The sequence below is a fragment of the Enterobacter cloacae complex sp. IR5428 genome (assembly GCF_049238585.1).
Taxonomy (GTDB): domain Bacteria; phylum Pseudomonadota; class Gammaproteobacteria; order Enterobacterales; family Enterobacteriaceae; genus Enterobacter; species Enterobacter intestinihominis.
On sequence record NZ_JBMKHV010000017.1, the window covers coordinates 53993 to 73369 of the forward strand.

Consider the following 19377-nt stretch of genomic DNA (forward strand, 5'->3'; position numbering starts at 1 on the left):
AGGCCATACACAGATATCCTTCAACTGAGGAATGACTTCTGGCCGAAAATAACACTGAATACGTTGTGGTTAGTAATAAATTTAAAATCTTCTGTTACGTTGCTTCTGAATAAATAGTAAATCAAATGCCTTTTAACGTCTACGCATTGAAAAGCAATATGCCGTGTCTGTAAACACTCAGAAATTAACACTCAACTAACAAATTTAACCCCTTTCGATTGCCATAATAATTATTAATCTGCTTTTAATACCGCAACTAAATTACAAGAGAGTCAACTGATCATTGTTTGATCAATTTATTTCAGAATATTATTAGCCAAAAAAATGTCTGTTCAGCGCAAAATTCTTACCCTTTATCCTGAAAAACCGCAATTGAACAGGATATTTCCTTATCGATCATCAATTGATCGTTTGTAATACACTGTTAAAATCTATATGTGAAATTTACCTTAATTAAAATTTTTTGCTACAGCTTAGATTTCGCATTTTTAACCAAAAAAAATTTTTATTTATAGGAAATATATCACTATGCTCACACATATACAGCTTCTCAAAAACACAAATAAAACAAACAAACCTCATTCAATTCACGCAATATTATCACCTCTCCTTTTTATATAACCTCTTTTACGCGCCGTATCTGCTTAAAAGGCGAATGTAAGGCTCTCCACCTGACCACCGCTCCCAATGCACACGGTGATTTGATTTTGCGGGTTTGGTCCTACCAATCACGTACAAAGCTATCCATCGTTCACAATTTCGATGCTCCACTTCACAAAACAATTGCTGAATAGCAACACTTGGTTAACCATTTGTTGTCATTAACCCTACATCACAATATTGGAAGGACCACTTTTACACTAAGTGTGACGCAGAGATGAGCAGAGACTCACCCGACGAACACTGTGTGGTCCTCAGGAGACCTGCATGAGCCTCTGGCAACAAAACTACGATCCGGCCGGAAATATCTGGCTGTCGAGCCTGATCGCATCGCTACCGATCCTGTTTTTCTTCTTTGCGCTGATTAAGCTCAAGCTGAAGGGCTACCTCGCCGCGACGTATACCGTTGCCATCGCCCTGATGGTGGCGTTGTTCTTCTACAAAATGCCGGTCGATCGCGCGCTGGCCTCCGTCGTCTATGGCTTCTTCTACGGCCTGTGGCCGATTGCGTGGATCATCATCGCCGCCGTCTTTGTCTACAAAATCTCGGTCAAAACCGGGCAGTTCGACATTATTCGCTCGTCGATTCTCTCCATCACGCCGGACCAGCGTTTGCAGATGCTGATCGTCGGCTTCTCCTTCGGAGCATTTCTGGAAGGGGCGGCAGGATTCGGCGCACCGGTGGCCATCACCGCCGCCCTGCTGGTCGGTCTGGGCTTTAACCCGCTGTATGCCGCTGGCCTGTGCCTGATTGTGAATACCGCCCCGGTGGCGTTTGGCGCGATGGGCATTCCTATTCTGGTGGCGGGCCAGGTGACCGGGCTGGACAGCTTCGAGATCGGCCAGATGGTGGGCCGCCAGCTGCCGTTCCTGACCATTATCGTGCTGTTCTGGATCATGGCGATTATGGACGGCTGGCGCGGCGTGAAGGAGACCTGGCCTGCGGTGATGGTAGCGGGCGGTTCGTTCGCCATTGCCCAGTATCTCAGCTCCAACTTCCTTGGCCCGGAACTGCCGGACATAATCTCTTCCCTGGTGTCGCTGGTCTGTCTGACGCTGTTCCTGAAACGCTGGCAGCCGGTACGTATCTTCCGCTTTGCTGACATGGGCGCATCGCACGTGGATCAGACGCTGGCGCGCACCGGCTATACCGCCGGACAGATTGTACGCGCATGGTCACCGTTCCTGTTCCTGACCGCCACCGTGACGCTGTGGAGCATTCCGCCGTTTAAGGCCCTGTTCGCCCCGGGCGGCGCGCTGTACGACATGGTGATTAATATCTCCGTGCCGTTCCTCGACAAGATGGTCGCTCGTATGCCGCCGGTGGTACACGACGCCACGCCGTATGCGGCAGTGTTTAAGTTCGACTGGTTCTCAGCCACCGGCACGGCGATCCTGTTTGCCGCTATCCTTTCCGTAGTGTGGCTGCGCATGAAGCCTGCCGCCGCGGTGCAGACCTTTGCGGCGACGATTAAAGAGCTGATGCTGCCGATTTACTCCATCGGCATGGTGCTGGCGTTCGCGTTTATTTCGAACTACTCCGGCCTGTCGTCGACGCTGGCGTTAGCGCTGGCGCATACCGGCCACGCGTTTACCTTCTTCTCGCCGTTCCTCGGCTGGCTGGGGGTGTTCCTGACCGGTTCAGATACGTCATCTAACGCCCTGTTTGCCGCCCTACAGGCCACAGCCGCGCAGCAGATTGGCGTCTCGGACGTGCTGCTGGTCGCCGCGAACACCACCGGCGGCGTGACCGGGAAGATGATCTCACCGCAGTCCATCGCCATTGCCTGTGCCGCGGTGGGGCTGGTAGGCAAAGAGTCGGATCTGTTCCGCTTTACCGTTAAACACAGCCTGATATTTACCTGCATGGTGGGCGTGATCACCACATTGCAGGCCTATGTCTTAACCTGGATGATTCCATGATAGTGATGCCCAGACGCCTGTCCGACGAGATTGCCACTCGCGTACGGGCGCTGATAGAAGAACAACAGCTGGAAGCGGGCATGAGATTGCCCGCCGAGCGTCAGCTTGCCGCCCAGCTTGGCGTGTCGCGCAATTCACTGCGCGAGGCGCTGGCGACGCTGGTCAGCGAAGGGGTGCTGCTGAGCCGTCGAGGCGGCGGCACCTTCGTGCGCTGGCAGCATGACGACTGGTCCGAACAAAACATCGTGCAGCCGCTTAAAACGCTGATGGAAAACGACCCGGACTACAGCTTTGACATCCTCGAAGCGCGTCACGCCATCGAAACCAGCACCGCGTGGCATGCGGCGATGCGGGCAACCGAGGCCGACAAAGAGAAGCTCAAAGCCTGCTTTGAGGCCACGCAAAGCAGCGATCCGGACATCGCCTCCCAGGCGGACGTGCGTTTTCACCTCGCGATTGCCGAGGCCTCGCACAACGTAGTTCTGCTGCAAACCATGCGCGGGTTCTTCGACCTGCTGCAATCCTCCGTGAAGCAGAGCCGCCAGCGCATGTATCTGGTGCCGCCGGTATTTGCCCAACTGACCGAACAGCACGAGGCGGTGCTCAACGCCATTCTGGCCGGTGATGCCGAGGCCGCGCGCAAGGCGATGATGGCGCATCTCGGCTTCGTGCATACCACCATTAAACGATTCGATGAAGATCAGGCCCGACAGGCGCGTATTACCCGTCTGCCTGGCGAGAGTGATATTTCCAGGGAGAACAAAGCATGATTATTTCCGCAGCCAGTGACTATCGCGCCGCGGCACAGCGCATTTTGCCGCCATTCCTGTTCCACTACATTGACGGCGGGGCGTACGCCGAATATACCCTGCGCCGCAACGTGGAGGACCTGTCGGAAGTGGCCCTGCGCCAGCGCGTGCTGAAGAATATGTCTGACCTGAGCCTTGAGACGAAGCTGTTTAACGAGACGCTCTCCATGCCGGTGGCGCTTGCGCCCGTCGGCTTATGCGGCATGTATGCCCGCCGGGGCGAAGTGCAGGCCGCCGCCGCCGCAGATGCCAAAGGCATCCCGTTTACCCTTTCCACCGTGTCCGTCTGCCCGATTGAAGAGGTCGCCCCGACCATCAAGCGCCCGATGTGGTTCCAGCTGTACGTCCTGCGCGATCGCGGTTTTATGCGTAACGCCCTTGAGCGCGCCAAAGCGGCGGGCTGCTCTACGCTGGTCTTTACCGTCGATATGCCGACGCCCGGCGCACGCTACCGTGATGCGCACTCCGGCATGAGCGGTCCGAACGCCGCGATGCGCCGCTACTGGCAGGCGGTGACGCACCCGCAGTGGGCGTGGGATGTCGGCGTGAATGGCCGTCCGCACGATCTGGGCAATATTTCGGCCTACCTGGGTAAACCGACCGGGCTGGAAGATTACATCGGCTGGCTGGCGAACAACTTCGATCCATCCATCTCCTGGAAAGACCTGGAGTGGATCCGCGAATTCTGGGACGGCCCGATGGTGATCAAAGGGATCCTCGATCCGGAAGATGCCCGCGACGCGGTGCGTTTTGGCGCCGATGGGATCGTGGTCTCTAACCATGGTGGCCGCCAGCTTGACGGGGTGCTCTCCTCCGCCCGCGCCCTGCCAGCCATTGCCGATGCGGTGAAAGGCGATATTGCGATTCTGGCCGACAGCGGCATCCGTAACGGGCTGGACGTGGTGCGCATGATTGCCCTGGGCGCAGACAGTGTGCTGCTGGGCCGTGCTTACCTGTACGCGCTGGCCACCAGCGGCCAGGCGGGCGTGGCGAATCTGCTGAACCTGATCGAGAAAGAGATGAAGGTGGCGATGACCCTTACCGGTGCGAAAACAATCGGTGAAATCAGCAAAGACTCTCTGGTGCAGGAGCTCAGTAAGCTGCCTGCGGCGCTGGCCCCCCTTTCTCAGGGAAACGCGGCCTAATCTCCCCCGGTTAGCCTCCCCTTCTTCCGCGCCCGACATCCCCCTCGGGCGCTTTTTTTGTCGAAAATAACACCTGCGTAACATTCTGGATAAGAAAATTTGACACAGCCTGCCCTCCGCAATTGTATAGACAAGCAAATACAAGAACACAAAAACAACATCACATCGGAGGGGAACGTATGACGTATTCAGGTCGGGTGGATATTCAGCAGGTGATCGATGAGAGTCCTTTTTCAGGGTTTCACTGGCTTCTTATTGTGCTGGGCTTTCTGGTGCTGGCGATCGATGGTTTCGATACCGCCGCGATGGGTTACATTGCGCCTACGCTGTCGGCGGAGTGGGGAATACATAAACAGGATCTGGGGCCGGTGTTGAGTGCGGCGCTACTGGGGCTGTCGCTGGGAGCTCTTATTGCAGGTCCGGTATCGGACCGTATGGGACGCAAGCGCGTACTGGTCTTTTCATGCCTGTTCTTCGGCCTGGCGAGCCTGGGCACGGCCTGGGCGCAAAGTCTGAATACCCTGACGCTGTGGCGATTTCTGACCGGTCTCGGGCTGGGCGCCGCGATGCCTAACGCCATCACACTGATCTCAGAGTTTGCCCCCCAGCGCTGCCGCGCCATGGCAATTAACACCATGTACTGCGGCTTTCCGCTGGGTGCGGCGGGCGGCGGGGCGATCTCGTCCTGGCTTATCCCTCACCATGGCTGGCGAAGCGTGCTGCTGACCGGCGCGATTGCGCCGCTGATTTTAACGGTGCTGCTGGCGCTGCTGTTGCCGGAGTCGGTGAAGTTTCTGGTGCAGCGCGGAAAAGACGTCGCGCAGGTTCGCCGCATCGCCAGCCGGTTCGCCCGCAGCACGCTGGATAGCGTCACGGGCTTTTTCCTGGCGGAGGAGAAGGTCGCGTCGAAAAAAGGCAGCGTGTCGCAGCTGTTTTCCATGCCCTGGCTGCCCGGCACCCTGATGCTGTGGGTCACCTACTTTATGGGACTGGTGATTTATTACGTCCTGCTGAGCTGGATGCCAACGCTGATGCAGGGGATGGGGTATGCGCTGGCGGAATCCGCCTGGCTCACCTCGCTGTTCACCTTCGGCGGCACCGCTGGCATTCTGCTCGCGGGCTGGATGATGGACCGCTGGGAAGCGCACAAGGTGGTCGCGTGTGGTTTCGTGCTGACGATGGGCCTGATTCTTTTACTCGGCATTGAGCATAATCATATCGCCCTGTTTGGCGGGTTAATCTTCCTGATGGGGATCGCGATGAACGGCGCGCAGTCGGGGATGCAGACCCTGGCCGCCACCTTTTACCCTACCGAGTGCCGCGCGACGGGTATCGCCTGGATGCAGGGGATCGGCCGCTTCGGCGGCGTGGCGGGCACCATGACCAGCGCCCAGCTTCTTTCCATGCAGTGGCAGGCGGACAGTATTTTGATGATCCTCAGCGTGCCTGCTCTCGTGGCCGCAGCGGCAACCGTCTACAAAATGCTGTATAGCCGCTCGCAGGAGCCGGGCGTCGCCTAGTCCCTCTCTTTTCTGCTATTCTGCCCCCCGCAATTAAGGGGGCAGCATGCTTAACATCGTCTTATTCGAACCAGAAATCCCACCCAATACCGGCAATATCATCCGCCTGTGCGCCAACACCGGTTTTCGTCTGCACATCATTGAGCCGATGGGCTTTACGTGGGACGACAAACGTCTGCGCCGCGCGGGGCTGGACTACCATGAGTTTACTGCCGTCGTTCGTCATCACGATTACGCCGCGTTTCTGGACGCAGAGAAGCCGCAGCGCATGTTTGCCCTGACCACCAAAGGCACGCCAGCGCATAGCGCCGTAAGCTATCAGGACGGGGATTATCTGATGTTTGGTCCGGAAACCCGCGGCCTGCCGGCCACCATTCTGGATGCCCTGCCCGCTGAGCAAAAAATTCGTATTCCGATGATGCCGGACAGCCGCAGCATGAACCTGTCGAATGCGGTGTCGGTGGTGGTGTATGAGGCGTGGCGCCAGCTGGGTTATCCCGGCGCGATACTGCGTAGCTAAAACAGTTCGGGTGGCTTGCGCCACCCGATTGTCTTTTTAGTCTGCTACTGCGATACGTTTCATATCGGTCATGTAGCCACGCAGTTTCTGGCCCACTTTCTCGATTTCGTGACTGCGAATCGCTTCATTAACGTCACGAAGCTGCGCGTTATCAACCGCACCTTCCGCAATCGCTTTACCCAGATCGCCTGCTTGCAGGGTAGTCATGAACTCTTTCAGCAGCGGTACGCAGGCGTAAGAGAACAGATAGTTACCGTACTCGGCGGTATCGGAGATCACCACGTTCATCTCATACAGACGCTTACGGGCGATGGTGTTTGCGATCAGCGGCAGCTCGTGCAGCGATTCATAGTACGCAGATTCTTCAATGATGCCGGAATCCACCATGGTTTCGAACGCCAGCTCAACGCCCGCTTTCACCATCGCGATCATCAGTACGCCTTTATCGAAGTACTCCTGCTCGCTGATTTTACCCTCGAACTGTGGTGCCGTTTCGAACGCGGTTTTACCGGTCTCTTCGCGCCAGGTCAGCAGTTTCTTATCGTCATTCGCCCAGTCCGCCATCATGCCGGAAGAGAACTCGCCGGAGATGATGTCGTCCATGTGTTTCTGGAACAGCGGTGCCATGATGGTTTTCAGCTGTTCAGAGAGTGCGAACGCGCGCAGTTTTGCCGGGTTGGACAGTCGGTCCATCATCAGCGTAATGCCGCCCTGCTTCAGCGCTTCGGTGATGGTTTCCCAGCCGAACTGAATCAGTTTTTCCGCGTATGCCGGGTCGGTGCCCTCTTCCACCAGCTTGTCGAAGCACAGCAGAGAACCAGCCTGGAGCATGCCGCACAGAATGGTCTGCTCGCCCATCAGGTCAGATTTCACTTCCGCAACGAAGGAAGATTCCAGTACGCCCGCACGATGGCCGCCGGTGGCCGCTGCCCACGCTTTGGCAATCGCCATGCCTTCGCCTTTCGGATCGTTTTCCGGGTGAACGGCGATCAGCGTCGGTACGCCGAAACCACGTTTGTACTCTTCGCGCACTTCGGTGCCCGGGCACTTCGGTGCCACCATCACTACGGTGATGTCTTTACGGATCTGCTCTCCCACTTCAACGATGTTGAAGCCGTGGGAGTAACCCAGCGCAGCGCCGTCTTTCATCAGCGGCTGTACGGAACGCACAACGTCTGAGTGTTGCTTGTCTGGCGTCAGGTTAACCACCAGGTCCGCCTGCGGGATCAGCTCTTCGTAGGTACCTACTTTGAAGCCGTTTTCGGTCGCTTTACGCCAGGAAGCGCGCTTTTCAGCAATCGCTTCTTTGCGCAGGGCGTAGGAGATATCCAGACCGGAGTCACGCATGTTCAGGCCCTGGTTCAGACCCTGTGCGCCACAGCCGACGATGACCACTTTTTTACCCTGAAGGTAGCTCGCGCCATCGGCAAATTCGTCGCGCGCCATAAAGCGGCATTTGCCCAGCTGCGCCAGCTGCTGGCGCAAGTTCAGTGTATTAAAGTAGTTAGCCATGGGTGATACCTCGTGATGTTGTGTGTCTTATTGTTCGGTTCGCGTTTCAGCGAGAATGTACCCACATTACAACAGGAAATTTATTGCGGAAATTGATATATTCACAACGTCACATTGCAATTTATGCAATGTAAAAAGGGGGAGTGGAATCGGTGGATTTACGCGATCTGAAAATGTTCCTGCACCTGGCGGAAAGCCGTCACTTTGGCCGCAGCGCCCGGGCGATGCACGTCAGCCCCTCCACGCTGTCGCGCCAGATCCAGCGTCTTGAGGAAGACCTCGGGCAGCCGCTGTTCGTGCGCGATAACCGCACCGTCACGCTGACGGAAGCCGGTGAAGAACTGCGCGTCTTTGCCCAGCAGACCTTGTTGCAGTACCAGCAGCTGCGACACTCTATCGATCAGCAGGGGCCGTCACTGTCCGGTGAACTGCATATTTTCTGCTCCGTGACCGCCGCCTACAGCCATCTGCCGCCCATCCTTGACCGCTTTCGCGCGGCGCATCCGTCGGTTGAAATTAAGCTCACTACCGGCGATGCCGCCGACGCGATGGAAAAAGTGGTCACGGGCGAAGCGGATCTCGCGATTGCCGGGAAGCCGGAAACCCTGCCGGGCGCGGTAGCGTTCTCAATGCTGGAGAATCTGGCGGTAGTACTGATTGCCCCGGCGCTGCCCTGCCCGGTGCGCAACCAGGTCTCGGTGGAGAAACCGGACTGGTCGACGGTGCCGTTTATCATGGCCGATCAGGGGCCGGTGCGCCGCCGCATTGAGCTGTGGTTCCGCCGCCAGAAAATCAGCAACCCGTCGATTTACGCCACGGTCGGCGGCCATGAGGCGATGGTGTCGATGGTAGCGCTCGGCTGCGGCGTGGCGCTGCTGCCAGAAGTGGTGCTGGAAAACAGCCCGGAGCCAGTGCGCAATCGCGTGATGATTTTAGAACGCAGCGACGAAAAAACGCCGTTCGAGCTTGGCGTGTGCGCACAAAAAAAGCGGCTGCATGAGCCGCTTATTGATGCGTTCTGGAAGATATTGCCGAACCACTAAAGCCGGGTGGCGCTGCGCTTACCCGGCCTACACGCAGCTCAACCCTTAGCCCGCGAGGAAGAAGCGGAACGCCGGGTTGTGGGTTTCGTCATGGCACTCATAGCCCAGCTCGTTCAGGCGCGTTTCGAAATCCGGCTCGTGCTCGCCCAGCTCGAACGCCGCCAGAACGCGGCCGTAGTCGGTGCCGTGGCTGCGGTAGTGGAACAGAGAAATGTTCCAGTGGGTGCCCAGCGTGTGCAGGAACTTGAGCAACGCGCCCGGCGATTCCGGGAACTCGAAGCTGAACAGGCGTTCCTTGAGCGGCTTGGATGGACGGCCGCCGACCATGTAACGCACGTGCAGCTTCGCCATTTCGTCGTCGGAGAGATCGACCACGCTGTAGCCGCCGTCATGCAGCAGGCTGAGGATCTCTTTGCGCTCCTCCACGCCACGGCTCAGACGCACGCCGACAAATATGCACGCATCTTTGGCATCGGCAAAGCGGTAGTTGAACTCCGTTACCGAACGGCCGCCCAGCAGCTGGCAAAACTTCAGGAAGCTGCCCTTCTCTTCCGGAATGGTCACCGCCAGCAGGGCTTCACGCTGCTCGCCCAGCTCACAGCGTTCGGACACGTAGCGCAGGCCGTGGAAGTTCACATTGGCGCCGGAAAGCACGTGCGCCAGACGCTCGCCGCGAATGTTGTGCTGGGCGATGTATTTCTTCATCCCCGCCAGCGCCAGCGCGCCGGACGGCTCCGCCACCGCACGCACATCCTCGAAGAGATCTTTCATCGCCGCGCAGATAGCGTCGCTGTCGACGGTGACGATATCGTCGAGATACTCCTGGCACAGACGGAACGTTTCATCGCCAATGCGCTTCACCGCCACGCCCTCGGCGAACAGCCCGACGCGCGGCAGATCCACCGGATGTCCGGCGTCCAGCGCCGCCTTCAGGCAAGCGGAGTCTTCCGCTTCAACCGCAATCACTTTGATCTGCGGCATTAGCTGTTTGATCAGCACCGCCACACCAGCGGCTAAGCCACCGCCGCCCACCGGGACGAAAACGCGGTCGAGATGGGCATCCTGCTGCAACAGTTCCAGCGCCAGCGTACCCTGCCCGGCAATCACCATCGGGTGATCGAACGGCGGGACCCAGGTGAAGCCCTGCTGCTGCGCCAGTTCAATCGCTTTGGCTTTCGCTTCGTCAAAATTCGCGCCGTGGAGCAGCACTTCGCCGCCGAACCCGCGCACCGCGTCGACTTTGATATCCGCCGTGGCAACCGGCATCACGATCAGCGCTTTCAGCCCTAAACGGGCCGCGGAGAACGCTACGCCCTGCGCGTGGTTGCCCGCCGACGCGGTAATGACGCCGCGCGCTTTCTGCTCATCCGTCAGCCCGGCCATCATCGCGTAGGCGCCGCGCAGCTTGAAGCTGTGCACCGGCTGCCTGTCTTCGCGCTTCACCAGAATGACGTTGTCGAGGCGCGAGGAGAGTTTGTCCATTTTTTGCAGGGGCGTGACCTGCACGGCTTCATAGACCGGCGCGCGCAGCACCGCTCTCAGGTATTCCGCCCCCTCGGGGGCGGCGGATAAGGGTTGTGACTCGGCCATCATTAGCCCCCAAGTTTAGATTTATCGCGCACCGCGCCTTTATCTGCACTGGTGGCAAGACTCGCGTAAGCGCGCAGGGCGAAGGAGACTTCGCGCTGGCGGTCTTTCGGCGTCCAGGCTTTGTCGCCACGGGCTTCCTGCGCTTCACGACGGGCCGCAATCTCCTGGTCACTCAGCTTCAGCTGAATGCCGCGGTTCGGAATGTCGATTTCGATCAGGTCGCCATCTTCGATGATCGCGATATTGCCGCCGCTTGCCGCTTCCGGGGAGACGTGGCCAATGGAGAGGCCTGACGTGCCGCCAGAGAAACGACCGTCGGTGATCAGCGCGCAGGCTTTGCCGAGGCCCATCGATTTCAGGAAGGTAGTCGGGTAGAGCATCTCCTGCATGCCCGGACCGCCTTTCGGCCCTTCGTAGCGAATGACCACCACGTCGCCTTCCACCACTTTGCCACCGAGGATAGCGTCTACCGCCTCGTCCTGACTTTCATACACTTTTGCCGGACCGGTGAATTTGAGAATGCTGTCGTCCACGCCTGCGGTTTTCACGATGCAGCCGTTTTCCGCAAAGTTACCGTACAGCACGGCCAGACCGCCGTCTTTGCTGTAGGCATGTTCCAGCGAGCGGATGCAGCCTTCGGCGCGATCGTCATCCAGCGTGTCCCAGCGGCAATCCTGCGAGAACGCCTGCGTGGTGCGAATACCTGCCGGACCGGCGCGGAACATCTTTTTCACCGCGTCGTCTTTGGTCAGCATCACGTCGTACTGGTCCAGCGACTCCGGCAGCGTCAGGCCGAGCACATTTTTCACGTTGCGGTTCAGCAGCCCTGCGCGATCCAGCTCGCCGAGAATACCGATGACACCACCAGCACGATGCACGTCTTCCATATGGTACTTCTGGGTACTCGGCGCGACTTTACACAGCTGCGGCACTTTGCGGGAGAGCTTGTCGATGTCGCTCATGGTGAAGTCGATTTCGGCTTCCTGCGCGGCGGCCAGCAGGTGCAGAACGGTGTTGGTGGAACCGCCCATGGCGATATCCAGCGTCATGGCGTTTTCGAACGCCGCTTTACTGGCGATGTTGCGCGGCAGCGCGCTGGCGTCGTCCTGCTCGTAGTAGCGTTTGGTCAGCTCAACGATGCGCTTGCCCGCGTTAAGGAACAGCTGCTTACGGTCGGCGTGGGTCGCCAGCAGCGAGCCGTTACCCGGCTGAGAAAGGCCCAGCGCTTCGGTCAGGCAGTTCATGGAGTTGGCGGTGAACATCCCGGAACAGGAGCCGCAGGTCGGACACGCGGAGCGTTCCACCTGGTCGCTCTGCTCGTCAGAGACTTTCGGGTCCGCGCCCTGGATCATCGCATCGACCAGGTCGAGCTTGATGATTTTGTCGGAAAGCTTGGTTTTACCCGCTTCCATCGGGCCGCCGGAAACGAAGATCACCGGAATGTTCAGGCGCAGGGAGGCCATCAGCATCCCCGGGGTGATTTTGTCGCAGTTGGAGATACAGACCATCGCATCGGCGCAGTGGGCGTTAACCATGTACTCCACCGAGTCGGCGATCAGCTCGCGCGACGGTAGTGAATAGAGCATCCCCCCGTGGCCCATTGCGATACCGTCATCCACCGCAATGGTGTTGAACTCTTTCGCCACGCCGCCGGAGGCTTCGATTTGCTCGGCAACCAGCTTACCAAGATCGCGCAGGTGCACGTGGCCCGGCACAAACTGGGTGAAGGAGTTCACCACGGCGATAATTGGCTTGCCGAAATCGGCGTCGGTCATTCCGGTGGCGCGCCACAGTGCGCGGGCACCCGCCATATTACGGCCGTGGGTGGTGGTGGCTGAACGATACTTAGGCATGCTTTATTTACTCCCGTCTGACTATTAAATGGGACGGTGCGTGCCGTCCCAAATTTATATTTAGTGATTAACCTGATCCAACCAGCCGTATTTGTCTTCTGTTTCGCCGGTGAACAGGCCGAAGAAGGCTTGCTGAATGCGTTTGGTGACCGGACCACAGCGGCCTTCGCCCACCTGAATGCCGTCGACGCTACGCACCGGTGTAATTTCAGCCGCGGTACCGGACATGAACACTTCGTCAGCCAGGTACAGGGATTCGCGGGACAGCACCTGCTCGCGTACTTCGATACCCAGATCTTTTGCCAGCTTGATGATGGCGTCGCGGGTGATGCCCGGCAGCGCGGACGAGGTGAACGGCGGGGTGAACAGAATGCCGTCTTTCACTTCAAACAGGTTTTCGCCCGCACCTTCGGAGATGTAGCCATTTACATCGAGCGCGATACCTTCCTGATAGCCGTGACGGCGCGCTTCGCTGCCAACCAGCAGTGAGGAGAGGTAGTTACCGCCCGCTTTAGCCGCGGTCGGGATAGTGTTTGGTGCCACGCGGTTCCAGGAAGAAACCATTGCGTCGATCCCCTGATCCAGTGCTTCCGCGCCCAGGTAGGCGCCCCACGGGAACGCAGCAATGATCACATCGGTGTTATAGCCAGCGGGCGGATTGACACCCATGCCGACATCACCCACGAAGACCAGCGGACGAATATAGGCACTGGTCAGTTTGTTCTGGCGGATCACCTCGCGGCAGGCTTCCATCAGCTCATCAACGCTTTGGGAGACCGGGAAACGATAAATTTTGGCTGAGTCATGCAGACGCTGCATGTGTTCGCGATGGCGGAACACCACTGGTCCTTTGTGAGAATCGTAGCAACGGATGCCTTCAAACACGGAGGTGCCGTAGTGCAGCGCGTGGGACATCACGTGAACTTTCGCGTCTTCCCAGCGAACCATCTCACCATTGAACCAAATGTAATCAGCTTTTTTTGTCGTCATTTTTTCGTCCTGTCACGCTTAAGCGCGGATTTGTTGTGATGTGGTTGTGCTCTGGCAGATGGCAACATGGGCAACGTCTACCAGTTTTGATAACTGACTAAACAGTAAGTCGACCGGCCGCGGGCTGGCAACGGTTAATTCGATACTGATATTTTGTGCATCCGTGGCCGTTTCCATATTCATAGAGCAAATCTGAAAACCACGATGACGCACCACACGCAATACGCGTTCTAACGTTTCCGGGTTGAAGCGAGCCTGCACGGCAACCTGATGTTGCATCATGATAATTTCTCCAGCATTTGTGAGTTACTGGCACCGGGCGGTACCAACGGCCAGACGTTCTCAAGCTCGTCGATTGAGACATGAAGCAGGTATGGCCCTTCGCTTGACAGCATGGTGTCGAGTGCCGCTTCAACCTGGTCTTTACGGGTGATGTGCTGGCCAGGAATGCCGAAGGCGCTGGCCAGGGTGAGGAAATCGGGGTTGTCGGTCAGGGTCGTTTCGCTGTAACGCTCCTGGAAGAACAGCTGCTGCCACTGGCGAACCATGCCCAAACGCTGGTTATCGAGCAAAACGATTTTCAGCGGTAACTGCTTACGCTTCACGGTGCCGAGCTCCTGGACGTTCATCATGAAGGAGCCGTCACCGGAGATACAGATAACGGTATCGTTCGGGCGGGCAACCTGTGCGCCCACGGCAGCGGGCAGGCCGAAGCCCATCGTGCCTAAGCCGCTCGAGGTGATGAAGTTTTCCGGGCGGGTGTAGGTCATGTGCTGGGCTGACCACATCTGATGCTGGCCGACATCCGTCGTCACCACGCTGTCTGCGGGTTTGCGGTCGGACAACTGTTTCAACAACAGCGGCGCATAGATGGCCTCGCCGGGGTGATCGTAACGCCAGGCGTGTTCAGCGCGCATATCTGCGGTGTGCTGACGCCATGGGTTGATATCCAGCGGCTGCTGCAGTGCCAGTAACAGCGCGTTGAGATCGCCCTGCAGCGCGACGTGCGCCTGACGCAGCTTGTTCATCTCCGCCGGGTCGATATCCATATGGATGACTTTGGCGTTCGGCGCAAAGGTATTCAGCTTGCCGGTGACGCGGTCGTCAAAACGGGCGCCTACGGCGATGAGCAAGTCGCAGTCCTGCACCGCCAGGTTTGCCGCTTTGGTGCCGTGCATCCCCAGCATGCCCAGATAGTATGGGTAGTTCGCGTCTACGGCACCCAGACCTTTCAACGTGCAGGTCGCTGGCATCTGCGTTGTTGCGATAAATTCGCGCAGGGCAGGAACAGCCTGCGCCATGCCCACGCCGCCGCCTACATACAGCATCGGCTGTTTCGCCTGCGCCAGCATCTGGCGAGCCTCTTCAACCTCCGCATGGGGAAACACGTCGTCGCTTTCAACGGTGGAGAAGTGCGGTTCCAGATCGCCGAGTGCAACCTGAATATCTTTCGGGATATCTACCAGAACCGGGCCAGGACGGCCAGAGCTGGCAACCTCGAACGCTTCGGCCATCACGCGCGGCAGCTCTTCGAGAGACTGAACGAGGAAGCTGTGTTTGGTGCAGGCAAGCGATAAACCGAGCACATCCACTTCCTGGAAAGCATCGGTGCCGATGAACGGAGAGGCCACCTGGCCGGTGATCGCCACCACGGGTACGGAATCGAGCAGCGCGTCAGCCAGGCCGGTGATCAGGTTCGTTGCGCCCGGACCGGAGGTGGCCATACAGACGCCTGTTTTACCGGTCGCACGGGCATAACCGATGGCGGCCATCGCTGCGCCCTGCTCGTGTCGGCACAAGAGGTGTTCCACGCCGCCGTCATACAGTGCATCGTAAATCGGCATAATTGCGCCACCCGGATAACCGAATACGGTTTCGACTCCCTGCGCGCGCAACGCATGTACTACCCATTGTGCCCCATTCATAGTTAGTTCCCCGTCATAAATCTGGAGAAACAGAATTTTGTGCTAGTCGTCATTCTCTGCTCCTCATTTAAGTTTTTTAGTCATAAAAAAACCCCCGGACCTTTCGGTGCGGGGGTCTTAGTTCGTTAAGGCTTGATTTCTAAGCCTTTCCTCGTCCAAGTGCAGCCCCGCACGGTGGGATAATAATCACCACCACGCTAATCACGACCAGGCTAATCACTCGTAGAAGGGCTGTCATTTTCAGTTCTTTTTGCATCTTGTTCGAAGGAATACCTAAAGAGTTACCACAGATATTTCATCTGACACAAGATTTTTTTATGACTCATTTCTGTAGCAGGCGAACTATTTCTTTCAAAATCGTTGTTTTATATAGGGAAAAAATAGAAATGAAGATTTTTCATTTTTTGGCCCGTTTCATCAGGCAAGGCGCGCATGATTTCTTTTCTGCGAGGCCGATTCCACCGACATGTAATGATTACATTTAGGCGCTAAAAGGCTGGAACGAGCGCCGTAATTCAGTGAATTAGCGCTAAACAGGAAAAAATGATGCTGGCATAGTCACCGCCAAGGAGGGGCTTATGTCACTGTCAGTTGTTTATACACGCGCGGCCATCGGCGTGAAGGCACCGCTTATTTCTGTAGAGGTTCATTTAAGTAATGGACTGCCCGGACTGACGCTGGTCGGCTTACCCGAAACGACCGTTAAGGAGGCCAGGGATCGCGTGCGCAGCGCAATTATTAATAGCGGTTATGCTTTTCCGGCGAAGAAGATCACCATCAACCTTGCGCCCGCCGATTTGCCAAAGGAGGGAGGGCGATATGATTTACCTATTGCTATAGCGCTTCTCGCGGCTTCTGAACAGCTCAATACGCCAGGGTTAAGCTCGTGCGAGTTCGTGGGTGAATTAGCGCTTACAGGCGCGTTAAGAGGCGTTCCCGGAGCAATCTCGGGTGCGCTTGAAGCCATACGCGCGGGAAGGCAAATCATTGTGGCCAATGAAAATGCCTCTGAAGTCAGCCTTATCGCCGAAAAGGGGTGTCTTGTCGCGGGACATTTGCAGGAGGTTTGCGCCTGGCTGGAAGGCCGACATGAGCTTGCCGAGCCGCAGGAGAATGAGGAGGTAGTGGCAGATTCACCCGATGACCTCAGCGATATTATGGGTCAGGAACAGGGTAAGCGGGCGTTAGAAATAACGGCCGCGGGTGGGCATAACCTGCTACTGATAGGTCCGCCAGGCACGGGGAAAACGATGCTGGCGAGCAGGTTGAGCGGCCTGCTGCCCCCCCTCAATAATCACGAAGCGCTGGAAAGCGCCGCGATATTTAGCCTGGTCAGTTCAATATCGCTGCATAAACAGTGGCGCCGCCGTCCTTTCCGCTCGCCACACCACAGTGCGTCTCTTACCGCGATGGTGGGCGGGGGCTCAATTCCCGGACCGGGTGAAATCTCACTGGCACACAACGGCATTCTGTTCCTGGATGAATTGCCAGAGTTTGAACGCCGCGTGCTGGATGCGTTGCGGGAGCCGATTGAATCCGGCGAAATCCATCTGTCTCGTACACGCGCCAAAATAAGCTACCCTGCGCAGTTTCAGCTGGTCGCCGCGATGAACCCTAGCCCAACGGGCCATTATCAGGGCAACCATAACCGCTGTACGCCGGAGCAGACGCTGCGCTATCTGAGTAAGCTGTCCGGCCCCTTCCTCGACCGTTTTGATTTATCTCTCGAGATCCCCCTGCCACCGCCCGGTCTGCTGAGGCAAACCGGTATCAAAGGCGAAAGCTCAGCAGCGGTGCGAGAACGGGTTATTGCGGCTCAGGCGCGGCAGTATGCTCGTCAGAACAGGCTGAATGCCCGGCTGGATAACAGCGGGATCCGACAGTTTTGCTCTCTCAACGCCGAAGATGCAGGCTGGCTGGAAGAGACACTGACGCGGTTTGGGCTATCCATTCGCGCGTGGCAGCGTTTGTTGAAAGTTGCGCGCACGGTCGCTGACGTGGAGGGCTGCCCCGGAATAGAGAGGCGACATTTGCAGGAGGCATTAAGCTACCGTGCGATCGATCGGCTGCTGTTGCATCTGCAAAAAATGCTGGCATAAAAAAAGGGGCCGTAGCCCCTTCTCTTCTTAATCGTCAGACTCGGTGTAGTCTTCTGCACCTTCCATCTGCGGCTTGCCGCCAGACAGCGTATGGAAACGCTTAGGACGCTTAATGCGAGCCATATACTTGATCCATACACGTTCTGCATCAGACTGCGGCTCACGCTCACCACGACAAACAGAGACAAATTGTTTTTCATCTTCGGTTGCCGGTTCGCGCTTACCCAGATCCAGCTCGTTAAAGGCATAACCATGGCGCTCAAGAAGTTGAGCTTCTTTGATAGTGAAATCGCCGTGACGAGAGAACCCGCGCGGATAATGTTTATTATCGAAAAAACGATTAGTCGTCGTAAAGCTTTCCGCCATCCTACACGCTCCTAATTCTTTGGCCGAGCTATTTATGGCGCGGAGTATTAGTTACGCTTGACAGAGTGTAAAACAAAACATTTAAATCATAACGACAAATAATTTTGTGGAGAAAGATGTGGATACGGAATTGCTAAAAACTTTCCTCGAAGTGAGCAGAACGCGACACTTTGGGCGAGCAGCTGAAGCCCTCTACCTGACGCAGTCAGCAGTCAGTTTTCGTATTCGACAGCTGGAAAATCAACTGGGTGTGAACCTTTTTACCCGCCATCGCAACAATATTCGTCTAACCCCGGCCGGTGAAAAGCTATTGCCTTATGCAGAAACCCTGATGAATACCTGGCAGGCAGCGCGAAAGGAGGTTGCGCACACCTCCCGGCATAATGAATTCTCGATCGGTGCCAGCGCTTCACTATGGGAATGCATGCTCAGCCAGTGGCTTATGCGGCTATATCGCACACACAACCATCTGCAATTTGAGGCGAGGATTGCGCAACGCCAGTCGCTGGTTAAGCAACTCCACGAGCGGCAGCTTGATCTGCTGATCACCACAGAAGCCCCCAAGATGGATGAATTTAGCAGCCAGATTGTTGGACAGTTTAGCCTGGCGCTCTATGCATCCGAGCCTGCAATGATGAAGGCCGACCTGAATTATTTACGCCTGGAATGGGGGCCTGATTTTCAGCAGCACGAGACGGGGTTAATTGCCAGCGATGATATCCCGCAACTCACGACAAGCTCTGCGGAGATCGCATGCCAGCATCTTCCCACACTGAAAGGCTGTACATGGTTACCTGTTCGCTGGGCGGATAATAAACCTGCACTCCATGTTGTCACCGATTCAACAACGCTCTCCAGGCCGCTGTATGCCATTTGGCTGCAAAACAGCGATAAGCAGTCTCAGATAAAAGATCTGTTAAAAACCAGCATACTGGATTAACGCAAAAGCCTGCGGAAATGCAGGCTGCTTATTCTTCAGGAAGGTGTTGAGCCGTTTTACAGGCAAAAAAAAATCCTTTGCCGAAGCAAAGGATTCTATATGGCAGGGGCGGAGAGACTCGAACTCGCGACACCCGGTTTTGGAGACCGGTGCTCTACCAACTGAGCTACGCCCCTAAATTTTTTTGCCATTAAGCCTGCCCTTTGGGCAGGCTTAATGTCTTAATAAGTGGCGGAACGGACGGGACTCGAACCCGCGACCCCCTGCGTGACAGGCAGGTATTCTAACCGACTGAACTACCGCTCCACCGAATACTTCTGTAACCACCGGATTAATGCACCGGCTTACTACTTAATTTGATGCCTGGCAGTTCCCTACTCTCACATGGGGAGACCCCACACTACCATCGGCGCTACGGCGTTTCACTTCTGAGTTCGGCATGGGGTCAGGTGGGACCACCGCGCTAAAGCCGCCAGGCAAAT

17 protein-coding genes, 2 tRNA genes and 1 rRNA gene are annotated in these 19377 nt (G+C 56.8%); 8 read left to right on the forward strand and 12 right to left on the reverse strand.

The genetic code is table 11. From position 1 onward, the window contains the following. The first annotated feature begins 927 nt into the window (after positions 1 to 927). From lldP to trmL, 5 genes are all read left to right on the forward strand, one after another. Entirely contained in the window at positions 928 to 2583 is a 1656-nt protein-coding gene (gene lldP / locus ACOTXC_RS19935) for an L-lactate permease (protein ID WP_022649769.1), read from the forward strand. Continuing rightward, positions 2580 to 3353 carry a transcriptional regulator LldR gene (gene lldR / locus ACOTXC_RS19940; RefSeq protein ID WP_023298877.1) on the forward strand — a complete coding sequence of 258 codons (774 nt, stop codon included), beginning with the start codon at positions 2580 to 2582 and terminating at the stop codon, positions 3351 to 3353. Before lldP ends, lldR begins: the two co-directional genes overlap by 4 nt. Then, positions 3350 to 4537 carry an FMN-dependent L-lactate dehydrogenase LldD gene (gene lldD / locus ACOTXC_RS19945; RefSeq protein ID WP_022649770.1) on the forward strand — a complete coding sequence of 396 codons (1188 nt, stop codon included), beginning with the start codon at positions 3350 to 3352 and terminating at the stop codon, positions 4535 to 4537. The genes lldR and lldD overlap by 4 nt, the downstream gene beginning before the upstream one ends. A 179-nt stretch (positions 4538 to 4716) precedes the next feature. Then, positions 4717 to 6057, forward strand: coding sequence for an MFS transporter (locus ACOTXC_RS19950; protein ID WP_022649771.1), 1341 nt, complete (start codon positions 4717 to 4719; stop codon positions 6055 to 6057). A 46-nt stretch (positions 6058 to 6103) separates the two neighbouring features. Beyond that, entirely contained in the window at positions 6104 to 6577 is a 474-nt protein-coding gene (trmL, locus tag ACOTXC_RS19955) for a tRNA (uridine(34)/cytosine(34)/5-carboxymethylaminomethyluridine(34)-2'-O)-methyltransferase TrmL (protein ID WP_022649772.1), read from the forward strand. A gap of 36 nt (positions 6578 to 6613) precedes the next feature. On the opposite strand, the gene ilvC is transcribed toward trmL, so the two are convergent. Further along, positions 6614 to 8089, reverse strand: coding sequence for a ketol-acid reductoisomerase (gene ilvC / locus ACOTXC_RS19960; protein WP_022649773.1), 1476 nt, complete (start codon positions 8087 to 8089; stop codon positions 6614 to 6616). A gap of 152 nt (positions 8090 to 8241) precedes the next feature. Here ilvC and ilvY point away from each other — a divergent pair, with 152 nt between their 5' ends. After that, on the forward strand, positions 8242 to 9132 hold the full coding sequence (gene ilvY, locus ACOTXC_RS19965; protein WP_421767924.1) for an HTH-type transcriptional activator IlvY: 891 nt from the start codon (positions 8242 to 8244) through the stop codon (positions 9130 to 9132). Positions 9133 to 9177: 45 nt separating this feature from the next. Here the strand turns inward: ilvY and ilvA are convergent, their stop codons facing one another. The 7 genes from ilvA to ilvL form a co-directional block, all read right to left on the reverse strand. Next, positions 9178 to 10722: a threonine ammonia-lyase, biosynthetic gene (gene ilvA, locus ACOTXC_RS19970; RefSeq protein ID WP_100148853.1), complete on the reverse strand. Its 1545-nt coding sequence runs from the start codon at positions 10720 to 10722 to the stop codon at positions 9178 to 9180. A gap of 2 nt (positions 10723 to 10724) precedes the next feature. Beyond that, entirely contained in the window at positions 10725 to 12575 is a 1851-nt protein-coding gene (gene ilvD / locus ACOTXC_RS19975) for a dihydroxy-acid dehydratase (RefSeq protein ID WP_022649775.1), read from the reverse strand. Positions 12576 to 12635: 60 nt separating this feature from the next. Next, the gene (gene ilvE / locus ACOTXC_RS19980; protein WP_003860182.1) at positions 12636 to 13565 is read right to left on the reverse strand and encodes a branched-chain-amino-acid transaminase; all 930 of its coding nucleotides are present in this window, start codon (positions 13563 to 13565) and stop codon (positions 12636 to 12638) included. 18 nt (positions 13566 to 13583) lie between these two features. After that, positions 13584 to 13847: an acetolactate synthase 2 small subunit gene (gene ilvM / locus ACOTXC_RS19985; protein WP_003860184.1), complete on the reverse strand. Its 264-nt coding sequence runs from the start codon at positions 13845 to 13847 to the stop codon at positions 13584 to 13586. Then, complete coding sequence (gene ilvG, locus ACOTXC_RS19990; RefSeq protein ID WP_302216322.1) at positions 13844 to 15490, reverse strand: acetolactate synthase 2 catalytic subunit; 1647 nt, start codon at positions 15488 to 15490, stop codon at positions 13844 to 13846. The genes ilvM and ilvG overlap by 4 nt, the downstream gene beginning before the upstream one ends. 2 nt (positions 15491 to 15492) lie before the next feature. After that, positions 15493 to 15543: a peptide IlvX gene (ilvX, locus tag ACOTXC_RS19995; RefSeq protein ID WP_166792073.1), complete on the reverse strand. Its 51-nt coding sequence runs from the start codon at positions 15541 to 15543 to the stop codon at positions 15493 to 15495. A gap of 86 nt (positions 15544 to 15629) precedes the next feature. Continuing rightward, entirely contained in the window at positions 15630 to 15728 is a 99-nt protein-coding gene (gene ilvL / locus ACOTXC_RS20000; RefSeq protein ID WP_001311244.1) for an ilv operon leader peptide, read from the reverse strand. 340 nt (positions 15729 to 16068) lie between these two features. On the opposite strand from ilvL, the gene ACOTXC_RS20005 reads away from it, so the two are divergent. Then, positions 16069 to 17589 (forward strand): YifB family Mg chelatase-like AAA ATPase, encoded by a 1521-nt coding sequence (locus tag ACOTXC_RS20005; RefSeq protein ID WP_032626968.1) that lies wholly within the window; start codon positions 16069 to 16071, stop codon positions 17587 to 17589. A gap of 27 nt (positions 17590 to 17616) precedes the next feature. Here ACOTXC_RS20005 and ACOTXC_RS20010 read toward each other — a convergent pair whose 3' ends face one another. Next, positions 17617 to 17955: a DUF413 domain-containing protein gene (locus ACOTXC_RS20010; protein ID WP_006808641.1), complete on the reverse strand. Its 339-nt coding sequence runs from the start codon at positions 17953 to 17955 to the stop codon at positions 17617 to 17619. Positions 17956 to 18073: 118 nt separating this feature from the next. Between ACOTXC_RS20010 and hdfR the strand changes: the two genes are divergently transcribed. Continuing rightward, complete coding sequence (hdfR, locus tag ACOTXC_RS20015; RefSeq protein ID WP_022649779.1) at positions 18074 to 18895, forward strand: HTH-type transcriptional regulator HdfR; 822 nt, start codon at positions 18074 to 18076, stop codon at positions 18893 to 18895. Positions 18896 to 18995: 100 nt separating this feature from the next. Here the strand turns inward: hdfR and ACOTXC_RS20020 are convergent. From ACOTXC_RS20020 to rrf, 3 genes are all read right to left on the reverse strand, one after another. Further along, positions 18996 to 19071, reverse strand: a tRNA-Trp gene (locus ACOTXC_RS20020). A 53-nt stretch (positions 19072 to 19124) separates the two neighbouring features. Continuing rightward, a tRNA-Asp gene (locus ACOTXC_RS20025) sits at positions 19125 to 19201 on the reverse strand. 55 nt (positions 19202 to 19256) lie between these two features. Continuing rightward, a 5S ribosomal RNA gene (gene rrf / locus ACOTXC_RS20030) occupies positions 19257 to 19372 on the reverse strand. Positions 19373 to 19377 lie beyond the last annotated feature (5 nt).

Coding starts and splice junctions, on each gene's coding strand:
- lldP (WP_022649769.1), top strand. CDS start 928: ATGAGCCTCTGGCAACAAAACTACGATCCGGCCGGAAATATCTGGCTG.
- lldR (WP_023298877.1), top strand. CDS start 2,580: ATGATAGTGATGCCCAGACGCCTGTCCGACGAGATTGCCACTCGCGTA.
- lldD (WP_022649770.1), top strand. CDS start 3,350: ATGATTATTTCCGCAGCCAGTGACTATCGCGCCGCGGCACAGCGCATT.
- ACOTXC_RS19950 (WP_022649771.1), top strand. CDS start 4,717: ATGACGTATTCAGGTCGGGTGGATATTCAGCAGGTGATCGATGAGAGT.
- trmL (WP_022649772.1), top strand. CDS start 6,104: ATGCTTAACATCGTCTTATTCGAACCAGAAATCCCACCCAATACCGGC.
- ilvC (WP_022649773.1), bottom strand. CDS start 8,089: ATGGCTAACTACTTTAATACACTGAACTTGCGCCAGCAGCTGGCGCAG.
- ilvA (WP_100148853.1), bottom strand. CDS start 10,722: ATGGCCGAGTCACAACCCTTATCCGCCGCCCCCGAGGGGGCGGAATAC.
- ilvD (WP_022649775.1), bottom strand. CDS start 12,575: ATGCCTAAGTATCGTTCAGCCACCACCACCCACGGCCGTAATATGGCG.
- ilvE (WP_003860182.1), bottom strand. CDS start 13,565: ATGACGACAAAAAAAGCTGATTACATTTGGTTCAATGGTGAGATGGTT.
- ilvM (WP_003860184.1), bottom strand. CDS start 13,847: ATGATGCAACATCAGGTTGCCGTGCAGGCTCGCTTCAACCCGGAAACG.
- ilvG (WP_302216322.1), bottom strand. CDS start 15,490: ATGAATGGGGCACAATGGGTAGTACATGCGTTGCGCGCGCAGGGAGTC.
- ilvL (WP_001311244.1), bottom strand. CDS start 15,728: ATGACAGCCCTTCTACGAGTGATTAGCCTGGTCGTGATTAGCGTGGTG.
- ACOTXC_RS20005 (WP_032626968.1), top strand. CDS start 16,069: ATGTCACTGTCAGTTGTTTATACACGCGCGGCCATCGGCGTGAAGGCA.
- ACOTXC_RS20010 (WP_006808641.1), bottom strand. CDS start 17,955: ATGGCGGAAAGCTTTACGACGACTAATCGTTTTTTCGATAATAAACAT.